Origin of the sequence: Mesorhizobium sp. M0626, assembly GCF_040320665.1 — a bacterium.
GTDB lineage: Bacteria > Pseudomonadota > Alphaproteobacteria > Rhizobiales > Rhizobiaceae > Mesorhizobium.
In genome coordinates, this window is the sequence record NZ_JAMYQD010000003.1 from 95,774 (window position 1) to 107,997 (window position 12,224).

A 12,224-nucleotide genomic window follows, 5' to 3' on the forward strand; every position below is an offset into this window, starting at 1 on the left:
AGCCTTGCCGCTGACTAGCGAATATGGCCCTCAACGGCCGTGCTATTTCATGTACTGGACGATGCCCTCGCCGAACCACTTCTGCGAGAGCTTCTCGATCGTGCCGTCGTCTTTCAATTCCTTGAGAACCTTGTTCACATCGTCAGCCAGAACCTTGTTCTCGTCTGATCTGTGGATCAGCATGTAGGTGTTGTTGCTGAACACTGGTTCGGACGCCACGATATCGAGTTTCTTTTGCTCGATGACGGTCTGCTCACCGAGATTGGACGGCAAGACGAGAGCGTCGAACTTGCCGTTCTGAACTTCGTCCAGCCGGTTCGGGTAGGGAATGCCTGCACTCGATGCCGTGACATCGAGCTTGTATTGCGGGTTTTCTTTCTGCCAGTTCATGATGAACTTGTAGGTTCCACCGCCGGCCGTGGTCGGAACGATCCTCTTGCCGACCAGGTCTTTCATTTCCTTGATGCCGCTGTCTTTCTTGCTGTAGATCTTCATCAGGCTGGCGCCCATGGGATTTTCCGGAATGAAGAACTGCTTGGAGCGCTCGGGCGACTTGTAGTAGCCACCCACCGCGATGTCGTACTTGCCCGTGGCGAGGCCAGTTTCCTGCGCGATGTCAGAGACACCTTCCATCTCGAACTTGTATTGCGGCAGCTTTGCGTTGATCGCCCTCAGGAGATCGGGCTCATAGCCTTGCGGCTCGACGCCGATCGCGCCCCATGCCAGCGGCTTGGATTCGGCAGACGTCGCGATCTTGATTGTCCGAACGGTCTGACCATAACTGACTCCTGCGGTTGCAAGGGCTATTGCGATGCCGCCGACGACAGCCAGGGCATGACGACGGGAAAAGCGGGATGTGATTACAGACATTTCTTAGGTTCCCTTGTTGTTGGATTATTGAAAAGCGAGTTCTGACTGCAGGAATTGAGCAAGTCGTGGGCTGGAAGGCGCGTCGAAGATATCAGCCGGGCTGCCATCGGCGGCGACCACGCCACGGTCCATGAAGACGATCCGGTTGGAGATGTTCCTTGCGAATTGCATCTCGTGGGTCACAAGCAGCGAAGTGATCCCTGACGAGGTGACGTCCTTGATCACCTTCAGGACTTCACCGACGAGTTCTGGATCCAGCGATGACGTAGGCTCATCGAAGAGTATCACGTCGGGACGAACTGCCAGGGCGCGCGCAATGCCGGTGCGCTGGAGCTGGCCGCCCGACAGTTGGGAGGGATAGCTGTCTCGCTTCGGGGTGAGGCCGACCCGCTCGAGCTCCCGCAAGGCGATCTCCCGCGCCTCGTCCGCGGACTTGCGCTGCACGACGACCAGTGGATCCATCACGTTCTGCAGGACCGTCATGTTCTTGAAGACGTTGAATTGTTGAAAGACCATCGCCGTTCGCAACCGGATCGCCTGGACAGCGACCTTGTCGGCACGCTGGTAATCCATCCGGATCTGATCGAACGCGATGGTTCCTGACGACGGCTTGGCCAGGTAGTTGATGCATTTCAGCAACGTGGTCTTGCCGGTGCCGCTGGGGCCGATGATCGAAACCACGTCACCCCGCTTTACCGAGAGATTGACGCCGTTCAGAACCTGCGTGCTTCCGTAAGACAGCTTTACATCTTTGAGTTCAAGCATTGCTGGTTGTCCCTTCGGAAAGTGTGAGACGGACTGCTTCGACCGCATGCGACATCATCACCCGCTCTCCGCATGGCCGAGAACGTGCATCAGCCGGTTTGCCCAGCCGAAGATCGATATGGCGTGGATCAGGTCGATAATCTCGCGGTCGTCCATGCCGACTGATCGAAGCGCGGCGATATCGTCTGCCGTCGCTTCCGACGGGGCCGCCGACAGGCGGCGGGCAAAACTGTAGATTGCCGCATCGCGTGGGCCGAGCGCTTCAGGTTTATCGAGATAGAGCGCGGTGACCACTTCGTCGTTCTTGGTCAGCTCTGCATGCCTGCGGGCGTGAACAACGGCGCAGAATTTGCAGCCATTGACGATGGACGCACCTAATGCACCAAGCTCGCGGTCAGGGCGGGCAAGCCCGCCTTCGACATACATGATGGCGTTGAACAAGATGGTGCGGGCAAGGTAGCTCTCAGGGTCATGCGCAAGGGTGCGCACATATTCCGAAACTTTCTTGGCTGATGGCGTGACCTTCATCGCTTCAAGCTGTTCCGGCGTGGCCTCGGATAGCTCGACCGGCGCTATGTACGGATGCCAATTCAATGGCTTCAGGCGCACCGCGGAAATCATGCCGTCCTCAACAATCGCAGGCCGGTTGCCACCCGCGTCTGGAAATTGACGAAGGCGATGAGCTCGGAAAGGGCGACGATCTGAGGATTGTTCAATCCAGCTTGGGCGAGCAGGGCGATGTGGCCCGCTTCCGCCTTTTTCGGTGTCAGCGTAATCAGGTCCACATGACGTGCGATGGTCGCCAATGGCTCTTCCAAATCCGTTTCCCCCTGGGCTAAGGCCAGAAGCTGCTCAGTCGGATCGAGCTGAGCCAGCTGCACATCAAATTCGGCCATCAGGACCGGATCGGCATTCAGAGCGGCCATGCGACGGGCCAGAGCAACCCGCAAATTAGGCGCAAGCCCTTGGTCGTTTGCTGGCTGCAGGACGGAGAGGCGACATTCCTCGGCCCCCAGCACGAATTCAGGCCGAAACCGACGCGCGCTGAAAAGCGCATCGTGCGGTGATAGACCGGCGGCCTTGTCCATTGCGTCGATCACAGCGCGGCCTCCTTCTCCAACAAGGGTGTTGAATCGACCCATTCGTCGCCCAGAAGTTCGGGCGTGTCGTAAGCGATCAGGTTGGCGAAGTGGGTTTCGACATCTTCGGCAAACAGCGATGCGGCAATGCCGCGGACCAAACGGTCGGCACCCGCGCTGACGGCTGGGATATCACCGGAGACCTTGCCGTGCGTCAGCATGGCGGCGTCGTTGAAGCAGTGGATATGCGACAGCATCGGGCAGGAGCCGGGGACGCGCTCACGAAACTCGAAGGCGGGACCTAGGTCCGGTGCATCGGACATGCCTGCACGCGCCGGCCCCATGTCCGGTGTATATCGGCCATCCGACCAGGTGCGGATATGTGGCGCGATGGCTGCAAATTCCGGGCGGCCGTTGAAGTCGTTTGAAAAGCCGGTTGCCGCGATCAGGAAGTCGTAGCGCATCAGCCCCTGGGTGGTTTCGATAAGCAGGCCTCCCGCATCTTCCGTGACCGCGACGATGCCGCAGTCGAGAAAGAACCGGGCATTGGGGTGGCGAGAAACGCGAAGCGTCGATGAACGCGGCGGCGGCGTCTGGGTTGAGGCGGTGTAGTCGAAGAACTTCCACTTCCAGGCATCGGGCAATTGATGCATGCCGAGTACAACACCCGGACTGCCGATTCCGGTCAGCTTGTTGATGCGCGGCATTTCCTTGCGCCGGATCAACATGTCCACAGATCCGGCGCCCGCCTCGAGTGCGGTTGCGGCATTGTCCATGGACGAGGCACCGGCGCCGATGACCGCCACACGCTTACCTTGCAGCGCGTCGAAATCGATCTCGTCCGCAGAATGGGCCCAATAAGCGCGATCGATGCCCCTGAGGAAATCGGGCACGGCAAAACCGCCCAGACCAGAGCGGCCGGTGGCCAGAACGAGATGACGGGTGAGAACCCGGCCGGATTCCGCGCCTTCGATATCGATCGCAATCAGATCACCAACCGGTGCGACGCCGGTCATGCGCACGCCGTTGCGCACAGGCAGAGCAAGAACCTTGCGGTACCAGACCAGGTAATCCATCCACTGGCCCTTGGGGATTTTGTCCAGCGACCGCCAGGCGTCGACGCCCCATTGCGCCGTGAACCAGGCGCGGAACGTCAATTGCGGCAAGCCGAGCGACGGACCGTGCAGGGTCTTCGGCGACCGGAGTGTTTGCATGCGGGCAAACGTTATCCACGGTCCTTCGAGCCCAGCCGGCGCCGCATCATAGGCGACGACATTGGTGATCCCTGCCAGCACCAGCTTTGCCGTGGCAGCAAGTCCGCACATGCCAGCGCCAATGACCACGACATCACGGACCGGGGCGCCCTCATGCATGCGTGTGGGGACCCAGGGCTTGGCGGGCAGCTCGACAAAGTCGAGATCCTGCGCAAGCTGGGCTTCCAACGCGGCAAGGCCCGTCGATGCTGCCGGGGTGGGAGTATGCTTCATATTCCAGTTCCGTTATTTGTGCCCGACGCGGGATCGTTCACCAATTGGCTGGCCAAAGCTGGATCGAGCTTCTTGAAACCGACGATCGACCGTTCAGCCACCGCTTCGACCGCATCCATCAGCGCCTGCGCGACTGGGCGAAGGGGACGTTTTGAGGCAGCCACAACGCCCCAATAAAAGAGAACGGTTACATCGATCGGGCGAATGACGACCCCAGGCAGGGCGACGCCATAGGCCGTGAGGGGATCGATGACGGCCGCGACACCAGTATGGCGCACGATCTGCAACGCGCCGTAGGCAGTATTGGTCCGGATCACCGGGCCGGTGTCGATGCCCCGGGCAGCGAGTGCCTTGGCGACATGCAACTGAAACCGCAGCGGATTGAGCAACGTAGCCACGCGACGACCCGCAAAAGCCGAAAGCGGTATGACATCAAGTTCAGCCAGCGCATCGTCCTCCCGCACGGCAGCAACATCAGGCGCCGAATAGAGCCGTAGGACATCCAGACCGGGCGTATCGAGCGGCAGGCTTGAAAACCCGATCTCGGCACGTCCGCTGCGCACTTCCTGGGCGACGATCGAGGGAAGAAACTGCCCGAGATGCGTCTCGTGCGGAAGCTCGACACCCTTGAGCTCGGCCAGGGCCGCCGGGATCAAGCCGGTGCCGATCGCGGAGGTTGTGACAATCTGCAGGATCCGCCCACGGCCGGCGGCGATCATCTTGGCCCGCGCTGCAAGTTCGGTGAAAGACATCAACAATCGCCGCGCTTCCTCCTCGAATGCGACACCCTCTTCAGACAGCTGCACCCGTCGACCGATCCGATGCAGCAATTCGAAGCCAAGTTCGGCCTCGAGCTCCTGAATGGTGCGTGTCACCGAAGGTTGGGAACGCCCGAGCATGTCAGCCGCCTTGGTGATGCTGCCGCTGGCAGCAACCGCAAGGAAGGTCTGAAGGTCCCGGGTTTCCATGTTCTCCCTACATGCGTAATTCGTATGATTGACATCGTCTCATTCATTTTTGATATATGTCAAGCGGAAACTAATAGTCGTTGCGGCGTTTGCCGGCTCAGAGCCGGAGTCCTGATCGAAACGGCTGATGGCAACCGACGTGACTTCAATTCGGATCCTCCCGATGAAAAAACTTGTAGGCGGGGACGGCAAGGATTCTCGAACCATAAAGCCGGCGACAGGAGGAATGTTATGCGCGTGGGTATTCTGGGCGCTGGAGCAATTGCCTATGGCCTTGCGGCCTATTTGGCACAATCGGGACATACGCCAACACTTTGGTCACCGTCGGGAGACCGCACCAGAACGTTGGCGACTGGCGAATTATTGAAGGCGACGGGGGATATCGAGGCGACGGTGCCGGTGCGTATTGCCAATGATTGTAAAGATGCCATCGATCACGCGGATGTGGTGGTGATCGCGCTTCCCGCTTACGGCCACAAGATGGTGATGGATGCCGCGGTCCCTCACCTGGCAGATGGTATTCCTGTCATCGTCAGTTCGCACAGTTCGTTCGGCGCGCTGTATCTCTCCAAGCGGTTAGCCGAGCGCAAGGTCAGGTTGCCGATCGTCGTTTGGGGCACAACGCTCTTGACCGGCCGCCAGCTCGGACCAACAGAAGTCCAGGTCACTTCCATTCGCCAGAAGCTTGATGTTGCGACGCTGCCTTTCGATGCGCTCGATCAAGGGTACAAGCTTTGCACGGCCTTGTTCGGCGATCGTTTCGTCAAGCGCGATGGTCTGCTGGCAATTGCGCTCAGCAACCTCAATCCGCAGAACCATCTGGGAATTGCCCTTCTCAATCTCACACGAATGGAGAGGGCCGAGCGATGGAGCCAGGGGGGAAATGTCACTCCTGCCGTTGGTCGCTTCATCGAGGCTCTGGATGCCGAACGATTGGCCATAGCTGGCAATTTCGGTATCGCGGTTCGTACCGTCCAGGAACATTTTTCATTGTCGTTCCACGTCCCCATGAGCACCGTTTCGGAAATGAACCTGGAGATGGATCGCCAAGGTCGTGGCGGCTTTGGCCCGACGACTATCGAGAGCCGCTATATTCTCGAGGACGTTCCGTTCGGCCTGTTACCAACCGCAGTCCTGGGGAAGATCAGCGGAAATCCGGCGGTTCTCCATGAATCCGGAATTTCCATATTGTCGGCGGCTTATGGCCGGGATCTCAAGGGAGATAATGATATTCTTCCTGGGCTCGGCATCGAGAACATGACAAAGACGGATCTTGAAGCCCTTTGCCGCAAGGGGTTTTGAGCGCGCTCGCGGCCAATGCGGCGTGATTACGCTTTGAGGAAGCTAGCGCGACGCTCCTGTTACATCATTGCGAGCTGATTCTAACCAACGACATCCGAAGGGGACCAACACAGGTTGGATATTATCAAACTGTGTTGGTCCGAGTTGGCTATTTCACCTGCTTGATCTCCCCCGGCGCCAAACGGCGCCGGATAAGACGTGCCGTATCGATCACATCATGCGTTTGATGTCGGTGTACGCGCCATTCGTCTTCAGCGTCACGGTGACGTCGGCACCGGTGCGGTTGCGCCAGAACCAACCGTGATTGCCGTCAAAGGCTGCCTCAAGTACGCCCTCGTCCTCTGCAGCACCGCGTCCCTTCTCGTATGAGATGTTTTCGCCGCCGCCGTCACCATGGGTGTCGAAGTTCACCGCCGCGCCATTGGCTGTCCAAGAGTAGTTTGCCTTTGCGCCCTTGGCCATGACGAGCTTGATCTCAGCTCCTTCGCCGGGCTTGAGGGTGACCGACATTTCGTCCGTCCGCAGTTCCTGGGCAGAGGCGGAACCAATCACCAGTTCAGCGAAGACGCGCTCCAGAAGACTCGACTGCTGATCTTGGCCTGGCACTGCGGTCGGCGTGCCGTTTTGCAATTCGCGAAGGCGGTCTTGCTCGGCCTCTTCGGCGAGTTGTGTCTTGATCTCGCCCATCTCGGTGAGCTCGAGCGCTCGCCCAACGCCGGTGGGATCGATGGCGTATTCGGCCGGCAGCACGATGGTCACAAGGATGGCCGCTGCCGCGACAATGGCGATGAGGGTAGATCGGAGGAGCTGCATGGATGTCGGCAGTTCAGCGCGGGTCGGGATGTCTGTGTTGTACATGGGAGAATTCCTTTTTTGATCTTTACTTGGAGGTTCAGGAGACGACCCAGCCGGTGAGTTGATAGCCGATCAGCACAAACCCGGCGGTCATCATGATGGTGTTGGCGGTGTATGCGTGGCGCCAGAAACTGTCGGTCCGGCGCCAGTAGCCCATGACGATAAGGATAGCAGCGAGCGCCAGAAGCTGACCGACCTCAACGCCGACGTTGAAGGCAAGTAGGTTGGGCACGAGCCCGTCGGGCGAGATGTTGTATTCGATGATCTTCGTCGACAGGCCGAAGCCGTGGAAAAAGCCGAAGATCAGCGTCGCGATCTTGGTGTTCGGCTGGAAGCCGAGCCACCTCTGGAAGGCACCCATATTGTCGAGCGCCTTGTAGACGACCGACAGGCCGATGATCGCGTCGATGATGTAGCTGTTGATGCCAACGTTGAAATAGACGCCAAGCAGCATGGTCGTGGAATGGCCGAGCGCGAACAGGCTCACATAGATGCCAATGTGCTTCATCCGGTAGAGGAAGAAGATCACGCCGAACAGGAACAGGACGTGGTCGTATCCCGTCACCATGTGCTTGGCGCCGAGATAGATGAAGGGCAGCAGATTGATGCCCGTGATCTCCTGGATATAGCCCTTGTCGCCTTCGGCAACGGCATGGGCGAGGGCAGTCCACCCAAGCAATGGGAGGGTCAGGAGAGCAATGAGCACAGGAAGGGCAAACCGCCAGCGCGCGCAAGGCGTGCGTGGCGGACCCTTGTAGAAGGATCCTTGCATGAGAATTCCAATCGTCGTCGTTGAGGATGGCCGCGCGTGCGGCCGCGATCATGCGATGACGATCTGCCTGGGAGGGCGCTCAAGCCGGAAACGGATTTCTAGGTCGGCAAACGAAGGCGGGTAAACCAGCCAGCTCCGGCCTATCGGCGGTGCTGGCTGCGCGAAGCCCGGAAGCGTGCTCGCCGTTTCATGGGTGTGGTCGGCCGGATTGTGGCCGTGGGTATGACCAAAGCTCTGCTCATCGGCTTCGCCATCGTCATGGCTGTGGCCGTGTTTTCCGATCTGTGCTGTCAGCTCTGCGTGACGCGCTGCCTCGGCGGCAGCGAGCGCAATCGGGCTATGCGAGGCCGAACTACCCACTGGGGAGAGCAGCACGCCGAGAGTCATCGCGAACGCGACGATGAGACGAAAGGCTGTGCTAGGGATCCAATTCGGCATGCTTAACGATTATTCTCTAAAATCCTAACGAATGGTGGCATGCACCAGAATCGAGGCCACTTTGAGGCTTGGAATATCCTCTCGGGGGGGATAGCATCAAGGGCATGAATGAGCGTCCCCACGTCCACGAAACCCATCCTGCCATCATCAAGCGGCTGAAGCGCGCCGACGGCCATCTGCGCGGGATCGTCGAGATGATCGAGGCCGGGCGACCGTGCCTCGACATCGCCCAGCAACTTCATGCCGTGGAGAAGGCCATCGCCCAGGCCAAGAAGACGCTGATCCAGGACCACCTCAACCACTGCCTTGAAGACGTCGTCGGACCGCTGGCGCTCGAGCAGCGCCGCTCGATCGACGAGTTCAAGGATATCACCAAGTACCTGTGAGAAGCGCCATGATGGACAAAGTTCGCGATTGGTTCGGGTTCGGCCCGATGACGCAAGGCATGGGCGGCCACGGACATGATCACGGCGAGGGCGGCCATGGCCACACGCATGGCGTCATCGACCCGACGATCGCCACGACGACGCGCGGCATCTGGGCGATTAAATGGTCATTCGTCGTTCTGGCCATCACGGCGGCGCTGCAGTTGGTGGTTGTGTTCCTCTCCGGCAGCGTGGCGCTGCTGGCCGACACGATCCACAATGTCGGCGACGCGGTCACCGCCATCCCATTGTGGGTCGCCTTCATGCTGGCCCGTCGCAAACCGAGCAAGACGTTCACCTACGGGCTGGGTCGCGTCGAAGATCTGGCCGGCATTCTGATTGTCCTCATCATCTTGTTCAGCGCCATCGTTGCCGGCTACGAGGCGATCGACCGGTTGATCAATCCGCAGCCGATCGCATTTCTTGGCTGGGTCGCCATAGCCGGCATTATAGGTTTCTTAGGCAACGAGGCCGTTGCAGTGTTCCGTATCCGGGTCGGCCGCGAGATCAACAGCGCGGCGCTGATCGCCGACGGCTACCATGCGCGCACCGACGGCTTTACCAGTCTGGCGGTTGTGCTGGGTGCTATCGGCGTATGGCTGGGGTTTCCGCTGGCCGATCCGATCATCGGGCTCTTGATCACGGTGGCCATCTTCGCGATCGTCTGGCAGTCTTCGAAGGCAGTCCTCACGCGCATGCTCGACGGTGTCGAGCCCGGCATCGTCGATGAAATCCATCATGCCGCCGAGCATGTGTCCGGTATCGAACGTGTCCAAAGCGTGCAGGCGCGCTGGATCGGCCATCGCCTGCATGCCGACGTCGCCATCAGTGTCGCCGACGCGGCGACGGCCAAGGACGTGATGGGCGTCACCGAAGCCCTCAAGGAGGAACTGTTCGCCCACTTGCCGGCGTTGGCTGAAGCGAATGTTCGTCTGGAGAGTTCGGCCGGGTCTGCCGCGACGGGCACGGAACCCTCTCACTCACATGGTCATCATGCGCCGGAGCCCTTCAAGGTCGACTGCGATCTGGCTGCCGGGACATTGGAAATCGTCGACACGCCGGCTGGCGAGCGGATGCGGCTGACCATCGACCGGCATGCCGACGATCTGATGGCAACGGTGATCATCGATAGGCCTGGCGGGCCGGAGACGCTTCGCCTCGAACCCATCGCCGACAACCATCATCGCCTTGAGAGCACCGTGGCTCCTGCTGAGCCGCATGAGTTCCAGGCGAGGCTGGTCTTGGCCGCGAAGGGTCGCGAGCAGGTGCTGCCGTTCAAAATGGTCGAGCCGGAAGGCCACCATCACTGAGATCAGGCCCGCCATTCAATCGCCACGGATCAACGACCCATCGCTCCTCCAAGAAGACAGACATATGCTGCAAGTCCTTGCCAATCGCACTTATCGCCATCTTTTCCTGGCCCAGGTCATCGCCCTGATTGGCACTGGCCTTGCCACCGTGGCGCTCGGGCTGCTGGCCTATGACCTTGCCGGCGCCGATGCCGGCGCGGTGCTCGGCACGGCGCTTGCCATCAAGATGATCGCCTATGTCGGCGTGGCGCCCGTTGCCGCCGCGTTCGCCGAGCGCCTACCACGCCGTACCATGCTGGTTTCGCTCGACCTCATCAGGGCAGGGGTTGCCGTATTCCTGCCCTTCGTCACCGAAGTCTGGCAGATATATCTTCTCATCTTCATCCTGCAGTCGGCGTCAGCCGGCTTCACCCCGACCTTCCAGGCTTCGATCCCTGACGTGCTGCCCGAAGAGAAGGACTACACACGGGCCTTGTCGCTCTCGCGACTGGCCTACGACCTGGAAAGCGTCGTCAGCCCCCTCCTCGCGGCGGCGCTGCTTTCGGTCATAAGCTTCCATAGCCTGTTCGCCGGCACGGTTGTCGGGTTCCTGGCGTCAGCGGCGCTGGTCGTCTCCGTGGTGCTGCCCAGCCCGCAGCCCTCCGAGCCGCGCGGCATCTATGAACGCACGACGGGCGGGATCCGCATCTATCTGACGACGCCGCGTTTGCGCGGTTTGCTGGCCCTTAATCTTGCCGTCGCGGCGGCCAGCGCCATGGTGATCGTCAACACGGTGGTCCTGGTGCAGGCAAAATTCGACCTCTCCCAGAGCGACACGGCATTTGCCCTTGCCGCCTTCGGTGGCGGCTCGATGATCGCGGCGCTGGTCCTGCCGCGGCTGCTGGACGGCATCCCGGATCGGGTTGCGATGTTGTCAGGCGCCGGCCTGCTGGTTGCCGGCGTGTTCGCAGGGCCGTTTGCCATCAGCTATCAGCTGCTCTTGCCGCTCTGGTTCGTGCTCGGGCTCGGCTATTCGCTGGCGCAGACCCCGTCTGGGCGGCTGATCAAGCGCTCGGCCGATCCCGTCGACCGGCCGGCATTGTTTGCCGCGCAATTCGCGCTTTCGCACGCCTGCTGGCTCATCACCTATCCGATCGCCGGACTCGTCGGCGCGGCGATGGGCCTGCCCTTCACCTTTATCCTGCTTGGCGTCATTGGCGCCGCGGCACTCTTTGCCGCGATGTGGTTGTGGCCGCGTCACGATCCCGACGTTCTCAGCCACGCCCATGACGATCTGTCTGACGGGCATTCGCACCTCGAGGACGCCGTCTGGACCGAAGCAGGCTTCGAGCATGCGCATGGTTATGTCGTTAACGATAGGCACCCAAAATGGCCGAAAGCGAGCTGAGCGGCCCCAATGCTGGGAGATGTTGGTGCCTTCGGCGCGCTGTTCCTCACCGCGTTCGCCGCAGCGACAATTCTGCCGCTGCAGTCAGAGGCGGTGCTGGCCGGCCTGCTGCTGACCGGAAGCCAGTCACCGGCGGCGCTGATCCTGGTCGCGACGATCGGCAACGTGCTTGGTTCGGTTGTCAACTGGCTGCTCGGCCGCTGCATCGACCGCTTTCGCGACCGCAAATGGTTTCCGGTCAAGCCCACTGCGCTCGATCGCGCCGCGGCGCGCTACCGCCGTTGCGGACGATGGAGCCTGTTGCTGAGCTGGGTTCCCGTCATCGGCGATCCGCTGACGATGATGGCCGGTGTTCTGCGCGAGCCGCTCTGGAGCTTCGTTGCGATCGTCACGATGGCGAAAGCCGGCCGCTATCTCGCGCTCTCGGCGGCGGCGCTGAACTGGCTGTAGGCCGCAACCGCGACCAAGTGGGTCGCTGGGGTAAAACTCTCAAACGGTTTTCCGACTTTATGTCTTATGTCTATACAAATTAGCAAGCGTGCACATGATCGTTGCCAATCAAACAA

At 60.4% G+C, this 12,224-nt stretch carries 14 protein-coding genes; 5 read left to right on the plus strand and 9 right to left on the minus strand.

The features are described 5' to 3' along the window. Positions 1-42: 42 nt before the first annotated feature. Genes NKI37_RS04225 through NKI37_RS04250 form a run of 6 tightly spaced genes read right to left on the minus strand, consistent with a single transcriptional unit; the run spans position 43 to position 5,169 of the window. Positions 43-870 (minus strand): transporter substrate-binding domain-containing protein, encoded by an 828-nt coding sequence (locus NKI37_RS04225; RefSeq protein WP_023669867.1) that lies wholly within the window; start codon positions 868-870, stop codon positions 43-45. A 24-nt stretch (positions 871-894) separates the two neighbouring features. Further along, complete coding sequence (locus tag NKI37_RS04230; protein WP_023669868.1) at positions 895-1,635, minus strand: amino acid ABC transporter ATP-binding protein; 741 nt, start codon at positions 1,633-1,635, stop codon at positions 895-897. Positions 1,636-1,692: 57 nt separating this feature from the next. Beyond that, positions 1,693-2,256 (minus strand): peroxidase-related enzyme, encoded by a 564-nt coding sequence (locus NKI37_RS04235; RefSeq protein ID WP_023669869.1) that lies wholly within the window; start codon positions 2,254-2,256, stop codon positions 1,693-1,695. Further along, a complete protein-coding gene (locus NKI37_RS04240) occupies positions 2,253-2,735 on the minus strand; it encodes a CMD domain-containing protein (protein WP_023669870.1) in 483 nt (160 codons plus the stop codon). The genes NKI37_RS04235 and NKI37_RS04240 overlap by 4 nt, the downstream gene beginning before the upstream one ends. Further along, a complete protein-coding gene (locus NKI37_RS04245; protein ID WP_023669871.1) occupies positions 2,732-4,201 on the minus strand; it encodes an NAD(P)-binding domain-containing protein in 1,470 nt (489 codons plus the stop codon). The genes NKI37_RS04240 and NKI37_RS04245 overlap by 4 nt, the downstream gene beginning before the upstream one ends. Next, positions 4,198-5,169, minus strand: coding sequence for a LysR family transcriptional regulator (locus NKI37_RS04250; protein WP_023669872.1), 972 nt, complete (start codon positions 5,167-5,169; stop codon positions 4,198-4,200). Before NKI37_RS04250 ends, NKI37_RS04245 begins: the two co-directional genes overlap by 4 nt. Before the next feature lie 231 nt (positions 5,170-5,400). On the opposite strand from NKI37_RS04250, the gene NKI37_RS04255 reads away from it, so the two are divergent. Beyond that, the gene (locus NKI37_RS04255) at positions 5,401-6,471 is read left to right on the plus strand and encodes an NAD/NADP octopine/nopaline dehydrogenase family protein (protein ID WP_031207870.1); all 1,071 of its coding nucleotides are present in this window, start codon (positions 5,401-5,403) and stop codon (positions 6,469-6,471) included. A 210-nt stretch (positions 6,472-6,681) separates the two neighbouring features. Here NKI37_RS04255 and NKI37_RS04260 read toward each other — a convergent pair whose 3' ends face one another. From NKI37_RS04260 to NKI37_RS04270, 3 genes are read right to left on the minus strand one after another with little or no spacing between them, the layout of a single operon-like run. After that, positions 6,682-7,329 (minus strand): hypothetical protein, encoded by a 648-nt coding sequence (locus tag NKI37_RS04260; RefSeq protein ID WP_023669873.1) that lies wholly within the window; start codon positions 7,327-7,329, stop codon positions 6,682-6,684. Between the two features lie 34 nt (positions 7,330-7,363). Further along, positions 7,364-8,098 (minus strand): HupE/UreJ family protein, encoded by a 735-nt coding sequence (locus NKI37_RS04265; RefSeq protein WP_023713974.1) that lies wholly within the window; start codon positions 8,096-8,098, stop codon positions 7,364-7,366. A 48-nt stretch (positions 8,099-8,146) separates the two neighbouring features. After that, positions 8,147-8,536 carry a hypothetical protein gene (locus tag NKI37_RS04270; protein WP_023696825.1) on the minus strand — a complete coding sequence of 130 codons (390 nt, stop codon included), beginning with the start codon at positions 8,534-8,536 and terminating at the stop codon, positions 8,147-8,149. Positions 8,537-8,640: 104 nt separating this feature from the next. Between NKI37_RS04270 and NKI37_RS04275 the strand changes: the two genes are divergently transcribed. The 4 genes from NKI37_RS04275 (at position 8,641) to NKI37_RS04290 (ending at position 12,108) form a co-directional block, all read left to right on the plus strand. Then, the gene (locus NKI37_RS04275; protein WP_023669876.1) at positions 8,641-8,922 is read left to right on the plus strand and encodes a metal-sensing transcriptional repressor; all 282 of its coding nucleotides are present in this window, start codon (positions 8,641-8,643) and stop codon (positions 8,920-8,922) included. Positions 8,923-8,930: 8 nt separating this feature from the next. Next, positions 8,931-10,271 carry a cation diffusion facilitator family transporter gene (locus NKI37_RS04280; protein WP_023713973.1) on the plus strand — a complete coding sequence of 447 codons (1,341 nt, stop codon included), beginning with the start codon at positions 8,931-8,933 and terminating at the stop codon, positions 10,269-10,271. Positions 10,272-10,335: 64 nt separating this feature from the next. Further along, positions 10,336-11,658, plus strand: coding sequence for an MFS transporter (locus tag NKI37_RS04285; protein WP_023669878.1), 1,323 nt, complete (start codon positions 10,336-10,338; stop codon positions 11,656-11,658). A 9-nt stretch (positions 11,659-11,667) separates the two neighbouring features. Further along, positions 11,668-12,108 carry a YqaA family protein gene (locus tag NKI37_RS04290; protein WP_031197584.1) on the plus strand — a complete coding sequence of 147 codons (441 nt, stop codon included), beginning with the start codon at positions 11,668-11,670 and terminating at the stop codon, positions 12,106-12,108. The last annotated feature ends 116 nt before the right edge of the window (positions 12,109-12,224 follow it).